Genomic DNA, 25,796 nt, shown 5'->3' on the forward strand with positions numbered 1-25,796 from the left:
AATCTTCTGCACAAAGACGCCTCTTCCGCTTCACCTCAATCGTTCTGACGACTTACCCCGATGCCGTCCGTGGATTCAATAGAACCGTTGTTTCCCAAAGACGTGCTCAAACAGTGCCGCGGTCGGCCCACACAAGCGGCCACTAGTACGATTGGTCGCTTGAGTTCCTATACTGTAAATCCAAGCGAGAAATCTCTGCAGGTACAACCATCTCACTCTTCAGAGGCTGTTCCCATATCTGGGATTCACAGCCGCAAGCAAGTACTGTCGACAATCGATTCGAACACTCATTCACTTATAATCAAAACGGATGTAATCTTTTCCACTAGGGGAACACCCATATAGACACCACATCAACTCCAAAACATGACAGATGCCGACTCGAGGTCGTACCGGATGCTAAAAACGCTCTCGGTAGCGTCCGACGTGATCGAGGTGCTTACCGCTCGAGATGGGGCAACCATTACCGAACTCGCGGACCAACTCGATCTCAGCAAGAGTTCCGCGTACCGGTATCTCAAAACGCTCAAGGAGCTTGGGTACGTGACCTGCACCGATGGGTGCTATGAGCTGTCCTATCAGTTTCTCCTTTTGGGTGAGTACACCAGAAATACGAGCGAGCTGTATCAGGTGGGAAAATCTAAAGTCGACGACCTCGCAGCCGAACTCGGCCACTACGCGCATCTCGTTACGGAGGCTGACAGCTACGGTGTGAACCTGCACCAAGCCACGGGCGAGGAAGCTACTGACTACGACTACCAAGCCGCTAAACTGCAGCAACGGGATCCGCTCCACGTAACAGCGGCTGGAAAAGCGATCCTCGCACACATGTCGTCCGAACGCATCGAAGCGATCGTCGAGAGCTCCACGTTCGAGCAGCGGACCAAAAATACGATCACCGACCGGGAGCGGCTGTACAACGAACTCGAGGCGGTTCGACAGCAGGGGTTTGCTCACAACGACGAGGAGGAGATCAAAGGATTTCGGGCGATCGGCGCCCCGATTAGAGATCACGAGGATCGGGTACTCGGTTCAGTAAGCGTTTCGGCCCCGACGAGCTACCTCTCAGGAGATGCGTTTACCGACGACGTTCCCGATCTGGTAATGGAAACGGCGAACGTCATCGAAGTGGACTTCAACATGACCCAGAAGCAGAACTCGATCACCGGCATTTCGTAGTTCCCCGTTATGGAAACGGCTCCGCTCACACGTATTCTGCCGCGGCGTTCGAACGACTCAAGATATCCTTTTTCTCGGCATCGAGACGGATGCGGACGACGAAACCCTTCGTGTCATAGACCGGAGCTCCCCCACTCAAGGCGCCGACTGATCACCTCTCCAATCACTAGCTACTTCACTTGCTACCGGACTATATTTACATCCGTACTCCTGTAATAGATGTGTGCTCGAACGCGAAGAGCCGATCCGGGAATGTAACACTCTCTGTATGAGATTTGAGACTGAGAGCGCCGACGATACCGACGAACTGCAATCCGCGTTTCCATATCGGAAACGGTTAATTCACAGTACAGGTTCGTTCAAAATGTCCGAACACCCGCGTTAGGAGCGATATCGTTCACCGTCCGTGTGGTGTGATGGCTAGATATAGGCTGAAGTCAACCAAGGAAGAGGTAGTTCCCCATATAGGTAATAACATCGACCCCACAATACTTTTCAGTGATTAGTCGAAATTCGCATATCGTGCTGGAAACGAAGACAAATGTACAGATAATTCGGGTCGGTACCGTCCGCTCAGGAACGGGTTCGATCGGATCTAATGAGACGCCACATGACGGAGTGACGACTGCGTCAAACGGGACTGGAGACGCGAGAGATACGAGGTGACCGGTCACGTGACGCAACCAGAAAAACGACCAATATGGGACGCACGAGGAGTGCTTGGATGACAAAGTCGGCGCTGCCGGTCGACGGAGAGCAGCTCCAGCGAGACATCGAGCAGATCGCGTCGTTCGGCGCCGTTGACGCCGACGACGGCCGCGGACGAACGGCGCTGCCCGGAGACGAGGCGAACGGCGAGGCACGCGACTATCTCGTCGCCCGCCTCGAGGAGGCGGGCCTCGACGTCCGAGTCGATGCAGTCGGCAACATCGCCGGCCGATGGATGCCGCCTAGCGCCGATCCCAACGCCGCAGCGATTGCCGCCGGGAGCCACCTCGATTCGGTTCCCCGCGGTGGCATCTTCGACGGGCCGCTTGGCGTCTTCGCGGCCCTCGAAGCCGTTCGGGCGATTCGAGAGAGCGACGTCTCACCTGACTGCGGGTTCGAAGTCGTTTGCTTCACCGGCGAAGAGGGGACCCGCTTCGCTGACGGCGTCCTCGGGTCGACGGTCGCGACTGGCAAACGCGGCGTCGACGAGACGCTCGCGCTGACCGACGGCAACGTGACTTTCGAGGAGGCGCTCGAACGAATCGGCTACCGCGGGACCGGTCGCCTCGATGCGAGCGAGTGGGACGCGTGGCTCGAGCTCCACATCGAGCAGAATTCGCGCCTCGAAGACGCCCGCGTCCCGCTCGGCGTCGTCACCGATATCACCGGAACGGTGCGGTGTCACGTGACCATTGAGGGCGAAGCCGATCACTCGGGGACGACCGCAATGACCGACCGACAAGACGCGCTCGCGGCGGCGAGCGAACTCGTCCTCGCGGTCGAACGGAGCGCCATCGAGGCCGCGGCGTCCGGTAGCGGAACCGCGGTTGGCACCGTTGGCCACCTGGATGTTGAGCCGAGCGTCGTCAACGTCGTCCCAGGAACGGTCTCCATGCGACTCGATCTGCGATCGGTCGAGCGGACGGAGATCCAGGCGCAACTGGACGCTGTCACCAGCGTTCTCGAGGCCGTCAAAGACGACCGCCACGTTTCGACGACCTTCGACTGTACGTACGACGTTCCACCGACGCCGCTCTCCGCTTGGTGTCGAGATACCGTGCTCAACGCGGCGCAGGACTGCGACGTCGAGGCGCGCACGCTTCACTCGGGGGCCGGCCACGACACGATGCAGGTCGCCGACGTGACCAACGCCGCACTTCTGTTTGCCGCCTCTGTCGGCGGACACTCCCACTCGCCGAAAGAGTGGGCCGACTGGGACGACTGTACGGCCGCAACAACCGTTCTCGCTGAATCCCTCGCACAGCTCGCAACGACCGATGAACACTGATGACTACTGCAGTTACCACTGAAACCACTCATGTTAGAAATCGAGATCGAAGACACGACCTTCACGGCCGAATTGCACGAAGACCGAGCTCCGGAGTCCGTCGCAGCGGTCCGCGAGTTCCTCCCGCTCGAATCCGAACTGATGCACGTCCGCTGGAGCGGGATCGCAACGTGGATCAACATCGATGAGATCGATCTCCCCGAGATTCCCCGGGAGAACCACACGGTCTACCCCTCGCGGGGCGATCTCCTGCTCTATCCGGGCTACCGGAATGAACAGGAGATCCTCGTTCCCTGCGGTCCGACGTGTTTCAAGAGTCCAGCCGGCGAACTCGCGGGGAACCACTTCGCCACCGTGGACGCGACCGCCGACGGACTCAAAGCCGTCGAAGAGGCAACGCTCCGCGACGGCGTCCAGAACGTAACGATTCGGGAGGTTGAGAGATGACGGACATCGTCGTCCTCCACGACAAGATTCACGGACTGGACCCGACAGCGTACGCCGAGACGATTCGAGACGAGCTACCGGACCTCGAGGTTGCGGTCGCGCGGACACCCGGGGCGGAACGCGACCTCCTCCGCGAAGCGACGGTCGCGACCGGCTATCAGATCGACCCTGAACTCGTCTCGGCGTCAGACAACCTCGAACTGTTCGCCTGTACGTTCGCGGGCACCGGCCACCTCCCCCTCGAGACGCTCGAGGCCGAGGGCGTGGCGGTCACCAGTGCTTCGGGAGTCCACGGCCCGAACATCGCCGAACAGGTCCTCGGATACGTCCTCGCGGACGTGCGGAACCTCCACCAGGGCTGGGAGCAACACGAACGCGGGGAGTGGAACCACTATCAAGGCGGCGAACTCCGCGGATCGACTGCGACCGTCGTCGGGATGGGCCCGATCGGACAGGAGATTTTGGCGCGGTTCGACGATTTCGGCGTCGAGACCATCGGCGTCCGCTATACGCCGGCGAAGGGCGGCAACGCCGACGAGGTCGTCGGCTTCGACGACGCGCTGGAGGCGGCCGCACGAAGCGACTATCTGGTGCTCGCCTGTCCGCTCACCGAAACGACCGAGGGGATCGTCGACGAGCAACTCCTCGGCGCCCTTCCGATGGATGCAATGCTCGTTAACATCGCTCGCGGTCCCGTGGTCGACACCGACGCGCTCGTCGCCGCGCTCCGTGGCAACGACATCCGCAGCGCCGCGCTCGACGTCACCGATCCCGAACCCCTCCCCGCCGATCACCCGCTCTGGTCGCTCGGGAACTGCCTCGTCACGCCCCACAACGCCGGCCATACCCCCAACTACTGGGACCGCTGTACGGAGATCCTCTGCGACGCCCTCGAGAAGACGTCGCTGCGGCCGCTTGCACAGGTCTCGTAAGGATCGACACAGGACGACCCTCTCGGCGGTGTTTTTCGCGTAACAGAAACAGCTATCGGGCATTGAGACGATCGTCGAACACCCGGATCACGTCTTCGTTCTTGAGAACGGATCGACGCACCACGACGGTAACGCAGCGACGATCCTTGAGCGGTCCGAGATCCGCGACGCGTCCCCCACAGTCGAACGAGAACCATGACTCGAATTGACACCCTACTGACCGGCGGCACCGTCGTGACGACTGAATCGTCGTTCGACGCTGCCGTCGCCATCGACGACGAAACAATCGTCGGCGTCAGGACGGAACGGATGCTGCCGACAGCCAATCGACGGATCGACGTGTCCGGAAATCTCATCCTCCCGGGCGTCGTCGATCTCCCTGTTCACGTTACCGGCTACAACTTGATTGATTCGTACGAAATTGGAACTTCGGTGGCTGCTGCTGGCGACGCCACAGTATCGTTAACTTCGCGTAGCAAGGGTGGCAGGACGGGACTTGAGGTGGCACTCCACTCGGGTCTTGAATGACGACTTAAGCCGCGCGATGACCAGAACTCCGATTATGCACCGAATCGAAGCGACCGCTTTATCGTTTTGATTGTGAAGTGCGAAAACGATTGGCCAATTATCAACATACCTTGTGCCCAATTACTACACATATACGCGGTAAAATAGATGTACAGGTGCATAATTTGCGCGTAGAGGGGATTTTGATAAGTAACAGACGAGAAGATGGGGTATGAGTGGTTCAGCAACCACCGAATCGGAGAATGACTCTGTCGTACTGTACGACATCGAAGACAAGCCGCCACTGGGGAAGGCGATACCAATGGGTATACAGCATGTCTTGGCAATGTTTCTCGGGAATGTCGCCCCGCCGCTGATCCTCGCCGGGGCGGTCGGCTCCGTCACTGGAGAGACTACTTTCCTCGTCCAGATGGCGCTCATCGTTGCCGGCGTCGCGACTCTCATCCAGGTCTTCCCCATTGGGCCTGTCGGCGCGAAACTCCCCATTGTCATGGGGACGAGCTTCGCCTTCCTCGGCCCACTTATCGGGATTGGCAACCAGTTCGGACTTGCAGCGGTGTTCGGAACCGCGCTGATCGCGGCTCCCATCGAGATGGTGATGGGCGTCACCCTTGACCGCTTCCGGAACTACTTCTCGCCGCTGGTCACCGGCATCGTCGTGATGCTCATCGGGCTGACGCTCATTCCGACTGGGATGGACTACGCTGCCGGGGCGTCCGCCGGCCCAGAATCTGAGGGCTATGCCTCTCTCACAAACCTCGGCCTCGCGGGTCTCGTTCTCCTGACGACTGTCGTCCTCAATCAGTTCTTTAAGGACTTTCTCCGGGTCATTAGCGTCTTCGTCGGCATCGTCATTGGCTACGTCGCGGCCATCGTGTTGGGCGTGGTCGACTTCTCCGGCGTCGCGGCTGCTGGGTGGATCACCGTGCCGACCCCGCTCAAGTACGGCCTCTCGTTCCCACCTAGCGCCGTCCTGACGATGGCTTTCCTCTACGTCATTACCGGAATAGAGACCATCGGCGACATCTCCGGGACCGTCTCGGCGACGGGGCGCGACGCGACTCGGGAGGAGCTCCGCGGCGGCCTCATCGCGGACGGCGTGATGAGCATGTTCGGCGCTGTGTTCAACGCGATGCCAAACACGTCCTTCTCGCAGAACGTCGGCCTCGTTAACTTCACGGGCGTCGCGAGCCGCTACGTCGTCGGCATCGGCGGTGTCGTCCTCGTCTTCCTCGGATTCGTCCCGAAGATCGGGGCGATTGTCTCCGCGATGCCGGACGCTATTCTCGGCGGCGGCGCACTGATCCTATTTGCGATGATCTTCTCCTCGGGAGCGCGCATCATCGTGCAGAACGTCACGCTCGACCACCGCAACTCGACGATCCTTGCGGTGTCGATGGCCCTCGGACTTGGCGTCTCGTTTCGGCCCGAAATTCTCCAGAACTTCCCGTCCGAAGTGCAGACGTTGTTCGGCTCCGCGCTCGTCACTGGCGGAATGGCCGCGCTCGTGCTCAACGTCGTGCTTCCCGGCGGTGGTGTCGGGTTGGGGCCGACCGAGCACACAGACGGCCTCACCCCTGAAACGCCGATAGGAATCGACGACGACGTCCCCGACGCTGCGTCCACCCCACAGGACGATGACTGACGGCCTCGACACTGACGCCGAGAGCGCGGTCGGAAGACAACCGTCGAAGTACATTCGATTGCGGGACAATACCATGAATCAAACGGACCCATGGAGCGCGACCGACCGCGACCTCCGTGATGCACTACGATCACTTCGCGACGCCAACGACGCGGCGGCCGTCGTGACCGTCGTTGACGTGGACGGCTCGGCGTACCGACGACCCTGTGCGAAGTTCGTCGCGCCGGCGGACCAGACCGCGCTGGGTGCTGTTACAGCGGGCTGTCTCGATGGTCCGGTCGCCGACCTCGCGGCCGAGGCACGCAAGTCGGGCACGGCAACCGTGGCGACGTTCGATCTGACGGGCGACGAGTGGGGCCTCGGGCTCGGCTGCAACGGCGTCGTCGACCTGCTCGTCGAGCCGCTCGATGACTCTTTGGATCCGCTGCTTGCGGCGCTCGACGACGGCGAGGCCGCGGCGGTCTGTAGCGTCGTCGAAAGCGATGACGACGCGGTGCCCGTGGGTGCGCGGACGGTCGTCACGGAGGCCGACAGCGAAGACGGCAACGACCGGGTTTCGGTCCCGGCGGACATCCTCGCGGACCTGCAGAGCACCGCGGACGCCGTCCGCGACGCCGGATCGAGCACGACAGTTCGAATCAAACGCGAGGCGGGCGACCTCCGTGTATTCATCGACGGCATCGAACCCGTCCCCCGACTCGTGCTGTTCGGCTCGCAGAACGACGTCCGCCCGATCGCCAGGTTCGGTGCGCAGGCGGGTTTCCACGTGACCGTCGCCTCCCCACGCGGTGCGCGGGCCGACGATGAGCAGTTCCCGAATGCTCACCGCGTCCGCGCGGCGCACCCGACCGACCTCCCAGCGCTCATTGAGGATCCAGAGCGCACGTACGTCGTGCTGCTATCCCACAACCTCGTCGATGACAGGCTCGCGCTCAAGGCGTTGCTCGATGAGACTGACGTGCCGTACGTCGGTCTGATGGGACCGCGCAAGCGCTTCGAGGAGTTGTGGGCGGCGTCCCGGGATGACGGCCGGGCGTTCACGAGTTCGGAACTCGACCGCGTCTCTACGCCTGTTGGTCTCGACCTCGGAGACGGCAGCCCGACGGGCATCGCGATGAGCGTTGTCTCGGAAGTTCTCGCGGCGGCGAACGGCGCAGATGGCGGCCGCCTCAGCGAACGGGCCGGACCAATCCACGACCGACCCGATCTCACGCGTTGATCGCGTCATCGACACTGGCTCGAACGGATCGCCGACTGGCACAGACCCCAAGAGTGGACTGCATTGACGGAACGACGGTAGAAATGCCTATAACTCCCCATATTGTCGTAACTAGTGCACGAACCCGAGGTTTAATCAATGTATACTGTGTATTTGTGCGGTAATGGACGACGAAGAAGAGACAACCAGCTCTATCCACGTACGTATCAACGGCGAACGCGAGCAGCACGACATCGAGCACGGCGAGACACTCATGGCGAGCCTTCGTCGTGCTGGCCACTATAGTGTGAAGAACGGCTGCGACGAGGGTGTCTGCGGGGCCTGCAACGTCATCCTCGGGGAACGGGGACTTACCCGGTCGTGCCTCGTGCCGGCCGCGAGCTGCGACGGCGCGGATGTGATGACCGTCGAGGGACTGCTCGATGACGCCGGCAACCTCCATCCGCTCCAGGAAGAGTTCCTCGAACACGGTGCCGCCCAGTGCGGATACTGTATCCCGGGCATTCTGCTATCGGCCTATGACCTCCTCCAGGACAACGTCAACCCGACTGAGGACGAGGTCGCCAACGCGCTGAGCGGGAACATCTGCCGCTGTACCGGGTACGTCCAGCAGATCGAAGCAATCCAGGCCGCGGCCGACCGCCTGCCCCACTCAGAAACGGCAGCCGAGGGAGACGCGTAAGATGAGCCAGTACGAAGGCGAGCCTGAGTCCGCTGACGAAACTGTCGCCGAGAACGATGCGGCCGACTCGAACGTCACAGTCAGGGAGAGTGTCGAGAAGGTCGATGGGTGGGGCCTCGTGACGGGTAACGCCAGGTACACTGACGACGTCCCGACCGACGACGCGCTCGCCGGGCGCGTCCTCCGGAGCCCCCACGCCCACGCCCGCGTCCGATCAATCGATACCGAGGCGGCCGAGGCGATTGAGGGCGTGACGGCCGTCATCACACACGAGGACGTTTCGGAACAGCGGTTCACGCGGACTGGTTTTCCCCACCCGGCTCCGGCGCCGTTCGACGAACGGGTGTTCAACGAGACAGTGCGGCACGTGGGCGAGCCCGTCGCCGCCGTCGCCGCAACGACGGTGGATGCCGTGGAGCGTGCACTCGAGGCGATCGAGGTCGACTACAAGGTGCTCGACCACGTCCTCGATCCCGAGGCAGCAATGGGGTCGGACACACCCACGCTCCACCCCGAGGAGTACGAGAACCAACAGGAGAACGCGGATCCCGAGCACAACGTTGTCTGCGAAACGCGCCACGAGGAGGGCGACATCGAGGCCGGCTTCGAGGCAGCCGATGAAATCGTTGAGGGTGAGTACAAAACCCAGATCGTTCAGCAGCTCCCGATGGAAATGAACACGGCAATCGCGTGGATTGACGACCGCCAGCGGCTGGTACTGCGGACGACGACGCAAGTACCCCACATTTGTCGCGCCAAGATCGCCCGTGCGTTTGACATAGACCGAACCGATGTGCAGGTAATCAAGCCCCGCGTCGGCGGCGGCTTCGGCGTCAGGCAGGACACGGTCCCAATCCAGTACATTGCGGCGGCCCTCGCACTGGAGACTGGCGAGAAAGTACGGCTCAGGAACGAGCGAAAGGAGGACCTCCACGTTTCCCAGACCCGCCATTCCCAGACGATCCAAATCAAGACCGGAGTCCGCGAGGACGGGACGATCATGGTCATGCACGTCGATATCACCTCGAACACGGGTGCGTACGGCTGTCACGGCTTTGCGGTGTTGGAGAATGCGGCCCACGAGCCGTTGTCGGTGTATCCCTGTGAGAACCGGCTGTTCACCGGCCGAGCGGTCTACACCAACGTCACGCCCGGCGGGGCGATGCGCGGGTACGGCGCGGTCCAGGGGACGTTCGCCCTCGAGAGCCACGTCGACAAGGTCGCCACCGAGATCGGCATGGATCCCGTCGAGTTTCGCCGTCGGAACGCGATCGAGGAGGGTGAAGCGAGCTTCGAGCCGGCCTCCAGCGAGGCCATGGACCAGCTGCAGTCCGTCGGCGTTGAGGAGTGCCTCGAGCGAGCCTGCGAGTCGATTGGTTGGTCGGACGGGCCAGATCAGCCTGCCAACGACCGCTACAGATGCGGCTACGGCACCGCGCTGTCGATGGCGAAGTCGGGCGTCCCGAACAGCGAGTTCTCGCGCTGCAACGTTACCCTCGAGACTGACGGTACGCTCACCGTCCGGGTCGGCGTCGGCGACACCGGGCAGGGATCGGAGACCGTGATGGGCCAAATCGCCGCCGAGGTGTTCGGTCTCGACATCAACTCGGTCCACGTGAAGGCCGACGACACCGACGCGACGCCGTGGGACAACGGGGCCTACGCAAGCAGCACGACCTACGTCAGCGGGAACGCGACCGAGAAGGCCGCCCGCGACCTCGCGGAGAAGGTGCGTGATCTGGCGGCCGACTGGTACGACGTCGATCCCGAGGCCGTGGAACTGGCCGACGGGGAGGTGGCCCCTCCCAGAGGCGAGTCAATGACGCTGAGCGAGTTCGCCGAGGAGGCGTTCGCCGGCATCCGTGGACCGAAGCGTAGACTCACTGGCAGCGGCCAGCACTACACGCCGCTGTCGCCCAAGCCGTTCGCCGCGCAGATCGCCGCGGTCGAGGTCGACACAGAAACCGGTGAGTTCGAGGTGACCAACTTCGTGAACGCTGTCGACTGTGGGCAGGCGCTCAACCCAGCGAACGTGCGCGGGCAGATCATTGGCGGGGCGATCATGGGGCTCGGCCAGACCGTCTCCGAGGCGATTGAATTCGACGAGGACGGCCAGCCAGAGCTCCGTGGACTCCGGGATTACGAGGTAATCCACGCGACTGACCTGCCAGAGATCGATACCGAACTCGTCGAGACCCACGAGCCGACCGGTCCGTTCGGCGCGAAGAGCGTCGGGGAGGTGACGACTCTCGGGCCGCCGGCGGCCGTCGCGAACGCCATCGAGGACGCCGTCGGAGTCCGAATCACCGACCTGCCGATCACCTCAGCGAAGATCTGGGACGCGCTTCAGGGGGGCCGGTAAATGTCAGAGCAGCTTCCGGCCGCCTACGTCCACGCCGATACAGTAGACAAAGCGGTTGAACTCGTCTCAGCTGATGCCGAAACGCGCGTGGTCGCCGGCGGCTACAGCCTGCTCCCCCAGGTGAAAGACGGCATCGAGACGCCCGACCGCCTCGTCGACGTCAGCCGCATCGACGAACTCCGTGGCATCTCCCACGAGGCGGGCGAGACCTGTATCGGCGCACTGACAACGCACCATCAGATCGCGACGTTCGACCTCGTCCATGAGCACGTCCCCGCCCTCGCGGAAGCAGCCGACTCTGTGGGAGATTATCAAGCGAGACAGCAGGGGACGATCGCTGGCAACCTCGTGTTCGCCGATCCGAAGTACGACCCACCGGCTGCGTTTCTCGCCCTCGACGGTCGCGTCGTCGCCCGCAGTCCCGACGGCGAACGAACGATCGGAGCCGACGAGTGGTTCTGTGGTCCCGGTGAGACTGCACTCGGACCGGACGAAATCGTCACCGACGTCGTCGTGCCGGACGCCAAACGGAGCGGCTACGTCCGGACCTCTGAGTACTCCGGCTACGCCATCGTCGGCACAGCTGCCGCGCTCGATGTCGACGGCGATGCCGTCGCGTCTGCGCGGGTCGCGGTCAACGGTGTGAAGCCGTTCCCGATTCGGCTGCCGAACGTCGAAGATGAACTCGTCGGCAAGCATATCGACGATGAGCTGCGATCCCGGGCTGCAAGCGCCGAGCTCAGCGACATCAATCTCGAGACCCTGCTGATGAACGGCGTTGTGGCTGATCACCAGCGCCTACAGCTCGTCCGGACGTACTGCCGACAGGCGATCGAACGGGCGATAGAAGGGGATTGAGCGGCCGTTTCGCTATTCGATCCCGACGCGCTCAATGAGGTCATCGGCGGCGGCCGTCGCCTCCGTCATCAGCTCGTCCGTATCGCCGAGCGTCAGGACCTCGCGGTCCTCCATGACGACCTCGCCCGCACAGATGACCGTCTCCACCTCGTCGCCCTGCGCCGCGGTGACGAGCGCGAACACCGGGTCGGGCGACGGCGTGAGGTGCGGGCGATCCATGTCAACGATTGCAACGTCAGCCTGCTTGCCGACCTCGATCGATCCGAGATCGTCCTCACGGCCGATTGCGTGGGCGGCGTCGATCGTGACCATGTCGAAGGCCGTCTGTGGGGGCACGACGCCGGGGTCGCGGTGGAATCCCTTGTGGGCCGCCGATGCCGCGCGGGCGTCGGCGAGGGGGTTGATTGCGTCGTTCAGATTCGCATTGTCAGTTCCCAGCCCGACGATCACGCCGTTCTCCAGCATCGAGACGACGGGCGCGAACCCGGTTGCTAGGCGCATGTTCGCGAAGAAGTTGTGTGCGACCTTCGTGTCCGTCTTCGCTAGCAGGCGCACGTCTGCTGCGTCGATCTGGACGCAGTGACCCAGGAGAGCCCGTTCACCGAGGTAGTCGACGTTCCGAAGGTAGCTGATGTTGGAGAGCGGGGCGCCCCGCTCCTGCGCTTCGGCCTCGGCGACGTGTGCCGTCGTCATCAGGTCATACTCCTCAGCGATCCGGTACGCCCCCCGGAACCCCTCGGCCGTCGTCGACGCGAGGACGATCGGAGAGGGCCAGACCGACTGCCGCCCGTCGGCGTTCCCGTGAAACTCCCGGATGAGCGACTCCACCCGGGTCAGCGCGGTGTCCGTCTCCATCGTAAAGTAGTCTGCCGGCGGGTGGGCAATGTCGGGGTCGCGGACCTGGACATCCGCCAGTAGCAACTCAAACGCCTCGTCCGGGGGACTGTCAGCGAACCCGGCGCCGTAGATGCTCCTGATACCCGACCGCGCGTAGGTGCCGAGCTTCGCCTCGATGGCGTCGCGGTCGTCCCAGATCACCTCCGTGTCGCTCTCGACGAACGTCGTCACGCCCGCCCGGACAGCTTCAGTACAGTATAGCGCTGCGGCGACGGCGTGCTCCTCAGGCACCATCGCGACGCAGGCTGGCCGCTTGACATTGTAGAGCCAGTCGTGGAGGCCGCGGTCCGCCGCAAAGGCGCCTCGAAGGAGGATATCCGAGACATGCGTGTGAGCGTTGACGAGCCCTGGGATGATCGCACCATCGTCGGCGTCGATCACGCGGTCGGCGTCGTAGTCCGTCTCCAGTTTCGCCGCAGGTCCGACCGCGGCGATTTCGTCATCCAGAATAAGGACCGCACCGTCGTCGACGACCTCCCGGTCGGCGTTCTGGGTGACGACCGTCCCGTTCGTGACGAGGAGGTCCGTCATCTTGACGCATCCTCCCCGAACCATTCGGTGTCCAGTACGTCGACCAAATAGCCATTCCTCTTGACGCTGTTCTCGACAGCCTCCATGCCCCCATTCTTATCCCCATCTAAGTAAACATTTGTGGAGAGTTTCTCGGTATAGTACCACGATAGGTAGAAGATGACGCGATGGATATTGCGGGGATCAGCACGTTTAGTTGCGTGCCCACACATGCTTTCACAGTGCTCACCCCTAGCAACGCCGCGCCGTTCGAGAAAATCACTGGAACCGTCCGCAAGCAGTCTGGCTTCGCGACAGAGGGACACCCGTCCGTCGCGCTCAGATGACTCGAACGGACCTCACAGTCGGTGCCGTCTTGCTCGCGGCCGGACGGAGTGAACGCTTCGGACGGGCGAACAAGCTGCTGGCGGACTACGAGGGCGAACCGATCGTCCGGCGTGCGGCCCGGACACTGCTGGATGCTTCCCTCGAGGACCACATCACAGTCGTCGGCCACGAGGCCGCCGCAGTACGGGACGCGCTCCCGGACAGCTTCGATATCCGATACAACGACTGGTACGAAGACGGCCAGCACACCTCCGTGAAGGAGGGCGTGATCGCCGCGCACAAGCGCTCGTGGGACGCCGTGGTATTCGCACTCGGAGACATGCCCGTCGTGGCGCCTGAGACCGTCGAGTGTCTCCGAGACACGTTCGAGTCCGGGCGAGAGAGTATCGTCGTGCCGGCCTACGATGGCAAGCGCGGGAACCCTGTGCTCTTCGGCGCAGCCCACTTCGACACACTCGCTGACGTTGCGGGCGACCAGGGCGGTCGACGGCTCATCGTGACGCACCCCGACGCGATCCAGATCGCCGTCGACGATCCTGGCGTTCGCCATGATGTTGATCGGCCCGGGGACCTGCCGTAGCCCGCGACACCGGCGTAAGTTTCAGGGTGACCGGTATGCCTAACTTACCCCGGAGAGCAGTGATATTCAATGGTTGTTGACACAGTAATCGCAGGCGGGACTGTCGTCACCGACACAGCGACGTTCGAGGCGGCAGTTGCCGTCGACGACGGCAAGATCGTCAGCATCGGTGACGAAGACACCCTCCCAGCGGGTGAAGAGCAGATCGACGCGACGGACCAGCTGGTTATGCCTGGTGTTGTCGACCCTCATGTCCACGTCGACGATCACGTCTCGATCGATAGCTACCGCACGGCGGGCAGCGCGGCCGCACTGGGTGGAGTCACTACGTTCATTGACTTCGCGTGGCAGGCCTATGAGGGCGAGGACAGCCCATGGGACGAGCCGGCCCCGCTGCTGGACGGCGTCAAGCGGAAGCGCGAGAACCAGTCCGAGGTGCTGGTCGACTTCGGGCTGCACGGCGGGATTATGCGAGAGGACGACGACCTCTTCGCAGAGTTGGCCGACGTCGTCGACGCCGGCGTAACGTCGTTCAAAATGTACACGGCCTACGAGTTCGGGCTCTCCAACGGGTTCATGCGACGGGTCTTCGAGGCACTCGCTGAGGCCAACGCCGTCGGCGTGGTCCACTCCGAGGACGACTCGGTCTGCCAGTCGCTCATGGAGGAACTCCGGGCGGACGGAGAAGATGCTCCGGAGGTGTATCCGCAGTCTCGCCCCGACTACGCGGAGGCGATGGCCGCGGAGGATGCTGTCCGCCTCGCAACAGAGGCCGGCGCGAAGTACTACGGGATTCACACCTCCTGCCGGGCGTCCGCCGCCGCACTGGACCGCTTCCGAGACGACGGATCGCAGGTCCGCGCGGAGACGTGCACCCACTACACGGCGCTGGACGAGTCAATCCACGCTGAACTGGGAAACCTTCCGAAGATTGCCCCGCCGATTCGGTCGCCGGACGACGTCGACGCAATGTTCGAGTACCTCCGCAGGGGCGTCCTAAGCGTCGTCTCGACGGACCATGTCGCTCAGCGGCGCACGAGTAAGAAAGACATGCCGTGGTGGGAGGGACCGTTCGGGGCGAATGGGATTCAAGCAAGTCTCCCGGTGTTCCACGACGTAGCAGTTAACGAGCGCGGTCTCTCCTACCCCTTCTTGGTCCGCGTGATGTGCGCGAACCCGGCCGAGACGTTCGGCCTCCCAAACAAGGGGACGCTCGAGCCCGGGACGGATGCCGACATCGTCCTATTCGATCCAGACGAGACATACACGATCACTGCCGAGGACAATGCGTCGAAGGCCGATTACTCGATCTACGAGGGCCGCGAGGTTACGGGGGAGGTGACGAAGACGCTCGTCCGGGGAGAAACCGTCGCCGACGACGGCAAGGTAGTCGGCGAGCCGGGCCACGGGCAGTTCGTTGAACGGAAGTTGCCTGACTGGAGCGCGTGACCAAGTTCAGGCGCTTTGAACTGATCTACGGACTATCGTCGAAGAGCAATCCAGACCTGATTAACGTCCTATCTTTACGACGCGCTGGTGCCGTCCTGGGACGTCAATTTAAGTCCCCGGCGGATGAACGGTCAGATACGATGACAGAATTCATCATCGAGGAGTTGAACCAGTTCGACGAGGAGCACTTCGTGGACACCCTCGACGACGTGTACGAGGAGTCTCCGTGGGTTGCCAAACAGGTGGCCTCAGAGCGGCCGTTCGATTCGCGTGAGGACCTGCGGGCGACCATGGAAAGCGTCGTCAACGAGGCATCGCGGGACCGGAAACTGGAGCTGCTACGAGCGCACCCTGACCTCGGGGAGCAGACTGAGATGACCGAGGCGTCCCAGGAGGAGCAGTCTTCCGCCGGGCTCGATGAATTGCAGCCAGAGCAGTACAAGGCATTCCAGCAGCTGAACGAGACATACCGGGAGACGTTCGGCTTCCCGTTCATCATGGCCGTGAAGGGTAAGTCGCCAGACGAGATTCAGACAGCGATGGAGAACCGGATCAACAACTCCGAGTCCGATGAGTTTCGCACTGCACTGGGCCAGGTCCACGAGATCGCTCGCCTCCGCCTTGAGGACCGGATCACGCAGTGACGACCCCACAGAAATGCACCGCCTGCAGTCAGACGCCGTGAATGGCCGGGCGTCCGTCCCGGATTGGAGAGGTGCCTGCCCGGAGCTCGTACTGATCAATCTATTCGTATTGTCCTACTTTCGTTTGAAACGATTCGCACATGTTGTGGATACGCGAGATTTTTTGTACGACCAGGGAGTGGTGTTGAGTAGTCGATGACGACTGATAGCATGCCGATAGAGAGTGTCGACTCACCGGACGATAGCGGGCGGACGATGAACTACGGCAAGGAGAAGGTCTCCGTCTACCGGACGTATGCTACCCCGTTGGATGGCGTCAGGACGATTCCCGAGTCCCAGTTCGACGGCCGGGAGAACATTCTCTTCGGACACGACGTCCGCGTTCAGGTCGAGGGCGAGGAGTTCCTGTCGTCCTTCAGCGAGGGAGACAACAGCATGGTGGTAGCGACCGACTCGATGAAGAACTTCGTCCTCCATCAGGCGGGCGAGTACGACGGAGCCACGACTGAGGGATTCCTCCACTTCGTGAGCTCACAGTTCCTGGAGACGTATTCTCAGATGGAGAGCGTTCGGATGTCTGCCAACGAGATCGCGTTCGACGAACGACCCGTACCCGAGGGCAACAGCGAGTTTGAACCGAGTGACTTGGTCTTCCGCGTGTCTGACGATGAGTCGGCCTTCGGGGAAGTGTACCTCACCCGGAGCGAGGATGGCCCGGTCATCGAAGACCTCACGGGCGGCGTCACAGACATCGAACTCGTCAAAGTGAAGGGGAGCTCGTTTGAGGGCTACGTTCAGGACGAGTACACGACACTTCCCGAGCGGACGGACCGGACGCTCTACATCACCCTGGACATCTTTTGGCGCTACACGGATCCGGAGAACGCACTCGGCGAAGAACCAGAGCGGTACATACCAGCCGAGCAGGTGCGTGACATCGCTCAAGTTGTCTTCCACGAGGTAGACTCCAACTCGATCCAAGATCTGATCTACCAAATCGGTCAGCGCGTCCTCAAACGGTTCCCGCAGCTCGAGTCCGTCAGCTTCGAGGCCAACAACCGCACGTGGATCCGCGAGCGCGACGACCTCGACAGCGACGCGAAGGTGCTGAAGGAACCGCCGCGACCGACTGGATTCCAGCAGTTCTCGATGGATCACAGTGACCTCGAGGAGGACGCACAATGACAGCCGGATTGACGACGCACGTTCTCGACACAAGCCGGGAAGGCCCGGCCTCCAGCGTCGACATAACGCTCCAGCGTCTGGATTCGACCGGCGAACCGGAGGTGATTGCCGAGGGAACCACCAACGATGACGGGCGTCTCGATGACCCGCTACTTGAACTGGATGAGATGGAGACCGGAACGTACCAGCTGCTATTCGACGTCGATGCCTATTATCAGGAGAGACCATCGGAGACGTCGTTCCTCGAGACGGTACCGGTCCGGTTCGTCATCTCTGATCCCGATGAACACTACCACGTGCCCTTGTTGCTGTCGCCCGGTGGATATACGACGTATCGGGGAAGTTGATAGATAGAAATCAAGCAAAAACAGGTTCCGGCGTAGCAATGCACCTTTTCGGTCAGAACAGCGTTCTGGACGACTGAACGATATCGCAGTTGCAGCTACTGTGGCACCAGTGGCTGGCCCTCAGACTACCATCGACGGAGTCGGAGGGCAGAGCTGCTTATGGCGAGTATCGGTGACCCACTGTCTGATCCGCCGTACGACCTCCCTGCTGACACCGAGGTGGTCGGCGACGGTCACGTCGTTGTGTTCCTCGTTGACTGCGAGGCAGAGGAGACTGTCTAGCCTTCGGGGTTCGCCCCAAGCGCTCCACAGCTGACTCGCCCGATTGGACCGTCTGTTGCGGCCGGTCGAGTATCCCCTCGGGAACCTCGAGTCCGCTGGCGAGCTCTTCAACCCCTGCCCGATAGAGGTCGCCGAGCGGTAACAGGTCGACGCCGTTTTCCCCGTGTTTCACCATCGATCTGAGCAGCCGGTCGGTCCGGTTGACTGTCCCGACCACGAGCCAGTTCGTCGTGTTGGCGACGTAGTACTGGCAGGTCTTTTTGAGCCGTTCTCCGGTGTTGTGGATCGCTACGAGGTCGTCGACCGGCTGACCGGTCATGCTGATCACATCCTGAAATACCGTGAGTAACAGCTGCAGCTGCATCCGCTGATAGTCGATGTCGAGAATAGATGTGACCGCTTCCGCGTCTCGGGCCGACGCCTCGTTGTTCAGTCGGACCGGCATCACGAGGCCGGTAACCCGGTCAGAACCAACCGCATCAGCGGCCAAAGCGCCTACGACGGTTTGACTCCACGCTACCGTCGAGCGCAACGATGAGTTCGTCGACGTCGGCCTCTCGACCTGCTCTTCCAGAAACATCGGGAGCAACAATCGTAACTGTGTCACGGCCCGCTCAGAGGTTGCCAATCCATCCTCCTCTCGCGGGCGGTCTAACGCATGTGGTTGCGGCGTCGTGCAGCTCACACTCTACACCCCTGCCATATCGCTCGTTCGAGGTGCGATCGGCAGTAATTACCCTGGGCGACCGCCGGTACCAGAGATTGCCAGCCGGCGTTGGATTGCCAACACATAGATAGACAGTTTCGATAGCTGCACATAACGGTTCCCCCCTCAATACTCGAAACAGCCATCCATGGTGGCATATACCTTAGATCGGCACCGTTTAGTTAATCTTCGGCTGGTGTTCGGTCATCAAGTTCTTGATTCGGACAATCGTGGTTGTCATGGTGTCTAAACCGCCTGAGCCGCAGACTTTGGGCGTAAATTGGTACTCTTCGGATGTACTGTAAGCCGATCAACGACTGGCCGAAACGCTAGAAGTGGTGCAGTTTCTCGTTGGTTTGGACAGAGAGACTGTGGTGCTCGTCGGTACCGAAGAGTGGATTGCGGATTTGTATACGTTCTTGCACACTCTGATGTTTGCGGGGAAACTCTTTAATGACCTTTCAGATGAGTGATGGTCGAAGGCTTTGATAGGTGAAGGCTGGTCTTGAGAATAATAAGTACCACGTGCTAGGAAATTGAACTATGGCAGGAAGGTGATGGTTGACTGAAGTACCGTGGTTCACCACAGGTTGGTAATAGTGGTGATACATAACGATCTATTACAGAAGTACGGGCGTAATATATGTGCTTATTTTACTACGGGTACAAAAGAGAACAGAGACAATTTGGAATATATACACATATACTAATGTCATTAGAGTGTCTATATACTGCCTATTTATTCACAACCGACTGGTTTTGATCCACTACCTGATGTGTTCGCTTCTAAAGTTCTTGTATGCGCAGTCACGAATGTTATTTCGATCAGTCACCTCCGTGAAATCGTCCTGATATGCGTTATCTCCAGTATCAAGCAGGCTTGAACTGATCAAATCTAACGCTGTATGGCTATTTATTACAGGTGTGAAAAGAGAGGGGCTGGGGGATTCTCTTTCCATTGATGCCTCTGGTATAGCGAACCCATTGGACAACCTACGAGAACTGCTCATAATTAGACTGTCTTTAGTGCTCTTCTCCCATCGGAGATTTTATTTTACTGATGTCTATTATTGCCATATCTATAGTATTATCAACACATACAATTTCGCCAGCAATGACTAAATTTGAGACAGGAGACGGCCCAACTACGATTGCGTCACCCCCTGTAAGGTCTTGAATCGACTGCTGAAAATGTATCTGTGCACGACACAAGTCTGGGTGATGGATATTGGTGAAGTGGATTTCACTAACAGTCGCGCTGATACGTTTATAATTATGAGCAAGAGTGACTGTCTCAGCATTATTTAGGTGCTGGCGATCTATCTCTTCATATGCTTTCTGAGTTGGCTTATACCCCCCGTTTGGGCCAGGAACACCTTCAGCCAGCCCAAGTGCCTTCAGAGTTTGCATTTGATTACGGAGTGTACCAGCGTTTCGGTTGATTTCCTTAGCGAGAACCTGTGCAGATACTAATACCTCATCTGTCTGGTACTTATTAACTAGAGTAGTAAGAGCCATTCGTTGCCTACTAGTTAGATCAAATTGACCCATATGTACCTTAGTATCTATTCGTATTTATTTGTAAGGGTCTATATTTGATAGAACGTACGACACTGTCTAGTTGAGCCAGTTTGAAGAACGATCTGGTCGTTGAGTTAATTTAGACTAATGCTCGCAGACCTGCTCAGCAAGAGCTATGCGGCGGAATTTGATGAATGTTGGGAGCGTGGGCGGGCGGCGACGCCCGTTAGGGCGTTCGCCGTCCGGCTCTACGTGACCGATTGTTCGCTTCGAGAAACACAAGCGATTCTTCGCTCACTCGGCGTTGAACGCTCTCATCAAGCAATCTGGCACTGGGTACCTCGCCTAGCTGACAGCGTCCCAGACCCGCCGACGTCCACGAGAGCGGCGCTCTCGTGCGGCCCATCAGAACGCTTTGCGTTCTGAGGACGGCGCAGCCGTTGCGGGTCGCGGTTGATGAAACCGCTGTCAGGATTACTGGCATCCGATCTTGGGTGTACGCTGCAATAGACCTTGACACGAAGCTCATTCTCGATGTAGCGCTCTTTGGACGGCGAGGCACCGATCCANGCAATAGACCTTGACACGAAGCTCATTCTCGATGTAGCGCTCTTTGGACGGCGAGGCACCGATCCAGCTGCTGCGTTTCTGCATGGACTCACCGAGAAACACGATCTCTCCGACACTAAGTTTCTCGTCGATGATGCTGGCTATCTGACTGCCCTCTCTCGATTAGGATTGAGCGGTCACCTCGACTATGTCGATTGAAACCACATCGAAAAGTGGTTTTACACGCTCAAATGCGGATTGACCGCTTCCATAACTCATGGGTCGGCAGTCGGGCGAGCGTCAGAGAATGGCTTGAACAGTACGTACACTACTATAACACACAGCAGCCGAATAAGTCACTCAACTGATAGACGCCAGCGGAGGTGCTAAACTAGACAGTGCCCCGCGTTTTCGGGATCTACCACCGCTACAAACGAGATCAGAAAGAAGTTAGCCCGATTTGAGACATTTGTATCTGGATCGACTAGTGTAGTTCACCAACGACCGGTGATATGCAGAAACCGACGGATCACCACGCCAGATCTCGTGAAGAGCACGAGTGCTGCGGCTCTCTACGAACGGACTACGAACCGTAACCGCAGCTTCAACCACCCTCGCGGAGATATCGTCCGACCGCCCGGACGAATGTCCTGGCTGTCACGACTGGTGGAGACCGAATATCACGACCCATGCCGACTTTTACCAGATAATCCGTGAGTCGCCAAAGGTTGTACAGTAGAGTTGCGAACGTGAAACTGAACAACCGCACACGATAGTCTTTGGAGGACGTCTTCGGGAGAAACGCCTTGACCGACTTGTACTGGTTTTCGATGTCCCAACGACGGCTGTAGCTGTTGGCCACGTGCATGATCTCGTCGAGAGCGACGTGGTCACGGTTGGTCACGAACACGGCGTAGTTGCCGGCTGCCTCTTCGTCAGTCGCGGGTACATACAGAAACTCCGCAGTGTGGTGGAGTTCGCCATCGATGGCGAACGGGATATCATGCTTGACGGCGGCGTCAACTCCGTTCTTGCTCTTGATTTTCGCAATCGACTCATAATCGCCTTCATACTTCGGTACTGGCGTCATATACACCAGCCCGCGGTCGTGGATCGTTGCGTACACCTCGTTGCTGTAGAACCCTCGATTGAGGAATACTTCGTCGAGATTGACGTGCTGCTGGGCGGTCTCAAGCAGTCGGTCGACCACATCCGCCTTCGAATCGGCTGGAGCGTCTTCTGGTTCCCACGCAGAGCGTTCTTTGACTGATTCGATACCCAGAATGATCGGGACATCGTTCCCGACGATCGTGATCGTTGCGAACGTGTACCCGTACTTGATTTCACCGTCGTTTTTGTACCCGCTGACTATCGGCGGATAGTCTGCCTTCGGGATTTTCCTTTCCTTGTCGATCCACGGCCAGACATGGTAGGGTACGTGTGTAAAGTCGATAGCCGCTACCACGTGGCGGTCGTCGAACGGATCCTCGTAGCGAATTGTGCTGAGAACGTTTTCGGTTGCAGCGTCGAACGAGTCCATCAGAGCCTCCTGAAATTCCTCAGTGAAAGCGACGACATCCTCGATGCTATACTCCTGAAGTGGCTTTGGGAGGTCCTGATCTGATGGCATCGCAAATTGCTTGATCACTCGCAGAAACGTCGAATCATCGCAGACGTCGTTCTCGTCGAGGAACCAGCCGGCTTCACCTTCTGAATGGGCACTTCCTTGTGTCAGGCATGTATTGGCGAACAGATCGAGAATCTGTTCGTCCTCGTAGATTCTGTTTCCAGCTCTTCCAGAGTCGAACTCGCCGAAGCCGTGGCGACGAGCGAGTTCGACGACCTTACTGCCATGGTCGTGGGCTTCGAGGAGAATCTCTCGTGCTGCGGCCTCAAGCGTATCTATCGTCTGTTCACTGAACTGGCCCCAAGCATACGAGATGTTCTGTTGGGTTGGTGGTCTGGTCATTCCGAACCCCTTCAGCAGTGCTGGGCGATTCGCAAGGCGATTTGCGAGTTCGCACTGCGTGAGGTCGTGGATTGTTTTGTAGATGTAGAGCCGTGCCATCGACTCGGTGCTGAAGGTTGCTTTGTTCTGATTGCGAGTATCAGTGAGTTCAGCAACTGGAATCGAGACCTGGTTGAGCAGTCGCCAGAGAGTATCGACTTGGTCGCAAAGCGTCTTCGCGTGATAGACGATCGCTCCTGCCAGCGCGGGAGCATCGTCGTCCAGCGCCGGCGTCAAATCGTGTGTCACAGTAGATCAAGATATAAGAACAGACATGTATGAATTCATCATTTGAGTTCGGCAAGGGAACTGCCACCAAGAGACAACCCGGTGAAGCACACGATCGGTACAGGATGTACAAGCAACGAAAGTAGATTGCAGGCCTGCGCTTCACGACGAGACGCCTCCATCGCCGAACCGGCACTCGCGTATCCGGCATCGGCTGACGGCCGGGTCTTGTCTGCCCGCAAACACTACTAGGCCACTCTGGAGTCTGACAACAGGTCAGCGGTGGTCCGACCGATCGCCCGCGCGCAATACCGCAGTTGTCGATAGCGTCGATTGATCAGGAGTCGTCCTGCCGTTCTAGTGCGTAGATCCCTTCGTCTGTCGCCACGAACACGGATTCGCCAACCAGATAGTTCCGGATCGTTCCGTCGACGGACCCCTCCCACATTCTCTCGCCGCCCGGGTCGACACTGGCGAGTCGGTTCTTTCCGGCTCGGACGAACACAGTGTGATCTCCCGCCCCGTTCTCTTCGACGACAGTCATTGACCAGATCGGGCCACCGTCGACCGTCACACTCCACCGTTCGCTGCCGGTCGCCGCCTCAAGGGCATGGAGTCGATCCGTGCCAACGTACACCACCCCGTCGTAGAGGGCCACGCACAGATCAAACTCCTCATCCGGATGCTCGAGTGATTCTGACACTAGGTCTCGCTCGCCGGTCGTGATGCCGAATGCGTACAGATGGGACTCGTTCCGACCGGTGTTAGCGAGGATGAACAGGCGATCCGATGCGATGCCCGCGATCTCCGTCTGCACATCGTCCGCTTCGTAGGTCTGACGCCACAACTCGTCGCCGTCGACGACCGCGGCAACCCACTCTCCGGTCACGACATACACGACGCCGTTCGAGACCGTTGCATCGATGATCTGCTCGTTTCCGTCACCGGGGTTGTATCGCCAGCGTGTACTCCCCTCGTCCCGATCGAGCGCGACGAGAGCAGCGTTTTTCTCGACGTAGACGGCGTCGGCGATGTCGACAATTCCGGAACCACTGGAGATATTGTCCGATTCGTCGATCCCGTCGGTCCACAGGGCCTCGCCAGTCTCCGCGTCGAATGCTCGCACGACGCCGACGTCACTGGCGACGTAAACAATACCATCGACAACGAACGGGCTGTTTCGCCCGGTACCCACCGTGTCATCACGCCACCGCTCTTCGCCATCTCTCTCGAGCGCGTACAGGCCGATGCAGTCGTCGTCGGTACAGTAACCGAAGTAGATGCCCGTTTCCGTGACGGCGAGTTCCGAGTAGGCATCCATCCCTCCTGTTTCTCCGTACACCCACTGGCGTTCGCCGGTCGTGGCATCAAGTGCAACGATCTGCCCGTCGGAACGCTCCCGAGCGAATACCACGCCCTGCGATACGGCGTCGAGTTCCCCGCCCGTGTCGTAGCGCCACTGGTACCCGGTACCGGAGCCGCCGTCGGTAAACGCACTGAGGCATCCACCCAGCATCGAACTCCCGGCCACGCCCGTCACTCCGAGCACCGTTCGTCGCTCCATGGCTGAGTTTAGTTAATTAAGATATGAATATTTTGTGTGAGCATGTCGAATTTCCCGATATCAAAATAAGACTCGCGACCCAGCGCTGTTCAGATAAAAGCGATCAATCGCATATGTAGTGAGCGGCAGTCCCACTGAAGAGGCATCTAAAAGATAGGGATCTATGAGAAGACTATTCCTTCGCGCCATATAAGCAGACTAGTAGTTTGTAGTAATCTATATCCCGAAGCTGTGGAGCGATAGACCAGTCCAGTAGTTGAGACCGGGCCTCTCAATGCATATGGTATGAACGGCTCTATTGAATCGCCATGCGGCGTTGGAATCACGGGGTCACGTACTTTTTGATGTTGTAGACGAGACACATCAGGACGATCTCACGNGCGGCGTTGGAATCACGGGGTCACGTACTTTTTGATGTTGTAGACGAGACACATCAGGACGATCTCACGGAACTCACGATACCACTCACGCGCTCGGACGGCGGAGCCGTACGTGCGCTTGACCGAGGAATTCGTCGTTTCAGTCATTGATCGCTGGTTGTAGAGTTCGTCGTTGATGCGAGCATTGTGAGCATGATCGTATGGAGCAAACACGCGATGTGTTCACGAGGGGACGTATACCCAGTTCTCGAAGAGCATCACGTAGAGGCTGGCTGTCATAGCCCTTGTCGGCAGCAAGCGTTCGCAACTCGCCCGCGTATCGGCGGGCGAGTTGCAAACATACCTCCGCGTCGCTTCCTTCTCGCGTGGTTGTACAGTGAACGTCTAAGATTGATTGCGTCTCAGTATCAACGAGTTTCGTCGCTTCGATGGTCTGAACACAGTAGTTCGTACGGTCACAGTAGTGCTTGCTCGCCGGAGACCGCTCGTAGTAGGTTGCATCGANTCGATGGTCTGAACACAGTAGTTCGTACGGTCACAGTAGTGCTTGCTCGCCGGAGACCGCTCGTAGTAGGTTGCATCGACGGCGACATGCGGCGATGGATCGTGCAGCTGCGCCGAGTGGCGCAGCAGCACTCGCCACACCTCCATGACGATCCTGTCGAACCACTTATTCAACGTCGATGGATGCGGGAGATCGTCGGGCTCAAGGCCGACGATCTCCAGAATTGGTGGCATTACCTCTAACCG

20 protein-coding genes and 2 pseudogenes (1 of these 22 running past the window's edge) are annotated in these 25,796 nt (G+C 59.7%); 16 read left to right on the forward strand and 6 right to left on the reverse strand.

The window, feature by feature from the left end:
• Positions 1–366 precede the first annotated feature (366 nt).
• From C484_RS17870 to C484_RS17915, 10 genes are all read left to right on the forward strand, one after another.
• Positions 367–1,179: an IclR family transcriptional regulator gene (locus tag C484_RS17870; protein ID WP_049915655.1), complete on the forward strand. Its 813-nt coding sequence runs from the start codon at positions 367–369 to the stop codon at positions 1,177–1,179.
• A 724-nt stretch (positions 1,180–1,903) separates the two neighbouring features.
• On the forward strand, positions 1,904–3,175 hold the full coding sequence (locus tag C484_RS17875; RefSeq protein ID WP_006827289.1) for a Zn-dependent hydrolase: 1,272 nt from the start codon (positions 1,904–1,906) through the stop codon (positions 3,173–3,175).
• A gap of 30 nt (positions 3,176–3,205) precedes the next feature.
• Entirely contained in the window at positions 3,206–3,622 is a 417-nt protein-coding gene (locus C484_RS17880) for a DUF3830 family protein (RefSeq protein ID WP_006827290.1), read from the forward strand.
• Entirely contained in the window at positions 3,619–4,554 is a 936-nt protein-coding gene (locus tag C484_RS17885; RefSeq protein ID WP_006827291.1) for a D-2-hydroxyacid dehydrogenase, read from the forward strand. Before C484_RS17880 ends, C484_RS17885 begins: the two co-directional genes overlap by 4 nt.
• A 195-nt stretch (positions 4,555–4,749) precedes the next feature.
• Positions 4,750–5,082 carry a hypothetical protein gene (locus C484_RS17890; RefSeq protein WP_006827292.1) on the forward strand — a complete coding sequence of 111 codons (333 nt, stop codon included), beginning with the start codon at positions 4,750–4,752 and terminating at the stop codon, positions 5,080–5,082.
• 211 nt (positions 5,083–5,293) lie between these two features.
• Positions 5,294–6,727, forward strand: coding sequence for a uracil-xanthine permease family protein (locus C484_RS17895; RefSeq protein WP_006827293.1), 1,434 nt, complete (start codon positions 5,294–5,296; stop codon positions 6,725–6,727).
• Positions 6,720–7,946, forward strand: coding sequence for an XdhC family protein (locus tag C484_RS17900; protein ID WP_006827294.1), 1,227 nt, complete (start codon positions 6,720–6,722; stop codon positions 7,944–7,946). The genes C484_RS17895 and C484_RS17900 overlap by 8 nt, the downstream gene beginning before the upstream one ends.
• A gap of 163 nt (positions 7,947–8,109) precedes the next feature.
• Positions 8,110–8,628, forward strand: coding sequence for a (2Fe-2S)-binding protein (locus C484_RS17905; protein WP_006827295.1), 519 nt, complete (start codon positions 8,110–8,112; stop codon positions 8,626–8,628).
• 1 nt (position 8,629) lies between these two features.
• Positions 8,630–10,990 (forward strand): xanthine dehydrogenase family protein molybdopterin-binding subunit, encoded by a 2,361-nt coding sequence (locus C484_RS17910; RefSeq protein ID WP_006827296.1) that lies wholly within the window; start codon positions 8,630–8,632, stop codon positions 10,988–10,990.
• A complete protein-coding gene (locus C484_RS17915; protein ID WP_006827297.1) occupies positions 10,991–11,848 on the forward strand; it encodes an FAD binding domain-containing protein in 858 nt (285 codons plus the stop codon). It abuts the gene before it with no gap.
• 12 nt (positions 11,849–11,860) lie between these two features.
• Here C484_RS17915 and C484_RS17920 read toward each other — a convergent pair whose 3' ends face one another.
• Positions 11,861–13,276: an amidohydrolase family protein gene (locus C484_RS17920; RefSeq protein ID WP_006827298.1), complete on the reverse strand. Its 1,416-nt coding sequence runs from the start codon at positions 13,274–13,276 to the stop codon at positions 11,861–11,863.
• Positions 13,277–13,598: 322 nt separating this feature from the next.
• On the opposite strand from C484_RS17920, the gene C484_RS17930 reads away from it, so the two are divergent.
• From C484_RS17930 to uraH, 5 genes are all read left to right on the forward strand, one after another.
• Positions 13,599–14,183, forward strand: a complete 585-nt coding sequence (locus tag C484_RS17930; RefSeq protein ID WP_006827300.1) for a nucleotidyltransferase family protein — start codon at positions 13,599–13,601, stop codon at positions 14,181–14,183.
• A gap of 69 nt (positions 14,184–14,252) precedes the next feature.
• Positions 14,253–15,632 (forward strand): dihydroorotase, encoded by a 1,380-nt coding sequence (locus tag C484_RS17935; RefSeq protein WP_006827301.1) that lies wholly within the window; start codon positions 14,253–14,255, stop codon positions 15,630–15,632.
• 140 nt (positions 15,633–15,772) lie between these two features.
• On the forward strand, positions 15,773–16,276 hold the full coding sequence (uraD, locus tag C484_RS17940) for a 2-oxo-4-hydroxy-4-carboxy-5-ureidoimidazoline decarboxylase (protein WP_049915672.1): 504 nt from the start codon (positions 15,773–15,775) through the stop codon (positions 16,274–16,276).
• A gap of 195 nt (positions 16,277–16,471) precedes the next feature.
• Positions 16,472–17,461 (forward strand): factor-independent urate hydroxylase, encoded by a 990-nt coding sequence (gene pucL, locus C484_RS17945; protein WP_049915658.1) that lies wholly within the window; start codon positions 16,472–16,474, stop codon positions 17,459–17,461.
• The gene (uraH, locus tag C484_RS17950; protein ID WP_006827304.1) at positions 17,458–17,808 is read left to right on the forward strand and encodes a hydroxyisourate hydrolase; all 351 of its coding nucleotides are present in this window, start codon (positions 17,458–17,460) and stop codon (positions 17,806–17,808) included. The genes pucL and uraH overlap by 4 nt, the downstream gene beginning before the upstream one ends.
• Positions 17,809–17,965: 157 nt before the next feature.
• Here uraH and nadE read toward each other — a convergent pair whose 3' ends face one another.
• Both nadE and C484_RS22545 read right to left on the reverse strand, forming a co-directional pair.
• Positions 17,966–18,718, reverse strand: a complete 753-nt coding sequence (gene nadE / locus C484_RS17955) for an NAD(+) synthase (RefSeq protein ID WP_204366389.1) — start codon at positions 18,716–18,718, stop codon at positions 17,966–17,968.
• 1,101 nt (positions 18,719–19,819) lie between these two features.
• On the reverse strand, positions 19,820–20,347 hold the full coding sequence (locus C484_RS22545) for an HTH domain-containing protein (RefSeq protein WP_006827306.1): 528 nt from the start codon (positions 20,345–20,347) through the stop codon (positions 19,820–19,822).
• A gap of 117 nt (positions 20,348–20,464) precedes the next feature.
• On the opposite strand from C484_RS22545, the pseudogene C484_RS22550 reads away from it, so the two are divergent.
• Positions 20,465–21,234 (forward strand): annotated as a pseudogene (locus tag C484_RS22550) (IS6 family transposase).
• Between the two features lie 236 nt (positions 21,235–21,470).
• Here C484_RS22550 and C484_RS17965 read toward each other — a convergent pair.
• From C484_RS17965 to C484_RS22555, 3 genes and pseudogenes are all read right to left on the reverse strand, one after another.
• Positions 21,471–23,099: a transposase gene (locus C484_RS17965; protein ID WP_169332883.1), complete on the reverse strand. Its 1,629-nt coding sequence runs from the start codon at positions 23,097–23,099 to the stop codon at positions 21,471–21,473.
• A gap of 340 nt (positions 23,100–23,439) precedes the next feature.
• On the reverse strand, positions 23,440–24,666 hold the full coding sequence (locus C484_RS17970) for a PQQ-binding-like beta-propeller repeat protein (protein WP_006827308.1): 1,227 nt from the start codon (positions 24,664–24,666) through the stop codon (positions 23,440–23,442).
• A 392-nt stretch (positions 24,667–25,058) separates the two neighbouring features.
• Positions 25,059–25,796 (reverse strand): annotated as a pseudogene (locus C484_RS22555) (transposase); it runs 90 nt beyond the window's last position.

The sequence above is a fragment of the Natrialba taiwanensis DSM 12281 genome, assembly GCF_000337595.1.
In the GTDB taxonomy this organism is placed as follows: Archaea; Halobacteriota; Halobacteria; order Halobacteriales; family Natrialbaceae; genus Natrialba; species Natrialba taiwanensis.

Bases quoted from the DNA above. Each gene is read 5' to 3' on its own strand.
- C484_RS17870 (WP_049915655.1), top strand. From the start codon at position 367: ATGACAGATGCCGACTCGAGGTCGTACCGGATGCTAAAAACGCTCTCG.
- C484_RS17875 (WP_006827289.1), top strand. From the start codon at position 1,904: ATGACAAAGTCGGCGCTGCCGGTCGACGGAGAGCAGCTCCAGCGAGAC.
- C484_RS17880 (WP_006827290.1), top strand. From the start codon at position 3,206: ATGTTAGAAATCGAGATCGAAGACACGACCTTCACGGCCGAATTGCAC.
- C484_RS17885 (WP_006827291.1), top strand. From the start codon at position 3,619: ATGACGGACATCGTCGTCCTCCACGACAAGATTCACGGACTGGACCCG.
- C484_RS17890 (WP_006827292.1), top strand. From the start codon at position 4,750: ATGACTCGAATTGACACCCTACTGACCGGCGGCACCGTCGTGACGACT.
- C484_RS17895 (WP_006827293.1), top strand. From the start codon at position 5,294: ATGAGTGGTTCAGCAACCACCGAATCGGAGAATGACTCTGTCGTACTG.
- C484_RS17900 (WP_006827294.1), top strand. From the start codon at position 6,720: ATGACTGACGGCCTCGACACTGACGCCGAGAGCGCGGTCGGAAGACAA.
- C484_RS17905 (WP_006827295.1), top strand. From the start codon at position 8,110: ATGGACGACGAAGAAGAGACAACCAGCTCTATCCACGTACGTATCAAC.
- C484_RS17910 (WP_006827296.1), top strand. From the start codon at position 8,630: ATGAGCCAGTACGAAGGCGAGCCTGAGTCCGCTGACGAAACTGTCGCC.
- C484_RS17915 (WP_006827297.1), top strand. From the start codon at position 10,991: ATGTCAGAGCAGCTTCCGGCCGCCTACGTCCACGCCGATACAGTAGAC.
- C484_RS17920 (WP_006827298.1), bottom strand. From the start codon at position 13,276: ATGACGGACCTCCTCGTCACGAACGGGACGGTCGTCACCCAGAACGCC.
- C484_RS17930 (WP_006827300.1), top strand. From the start codon at position 13,599: ATGACTCGAACGGACCTCACAGTCGGTGCCGTCTTGCTCGCGGCCGGA.
- C484_RS17935 (WP_006827301.1), top strand. From the start codon at position 14,253: ATGGTTGTTGACACAGTAATCGCAGGCGGGACTGTCGTCACCGACACA.
- uraD (WP_049915672.1), top strand. From the start codon at position 15,773: ATGACAGAATTCATCATCGAGGAGTTGAACCAGTTCGACGAGGAGCAC.
- pucL (WP_049915658.1), top strand. From the start codon at position 16,472: ATGACGACTGATAGCATGCCGATAGAGAGTGTCGACTCACCGGACGAT.
- uraH (WP_006827304.1), top strand. From the start codon at position 17,458: ATGACAGCCGGATTGACGACGCACGTTCTCGACACAAGCCGGGAAGGC.
- C484_RS22545 (WP_006827306.1), bottom strand. From the start codon at position 20,347: ATGGGTCAATTTGATCTAACTAGTAGGCAACGAATGGCTCTTACTACT.
- C484_RS17970 (WP_006827308.1), bottom strand. From the start codon at position 24,666: ATGGAGCGACGAACGGTGCTCGGAGTGACGGGCGTGGCCGGGAGTTCG.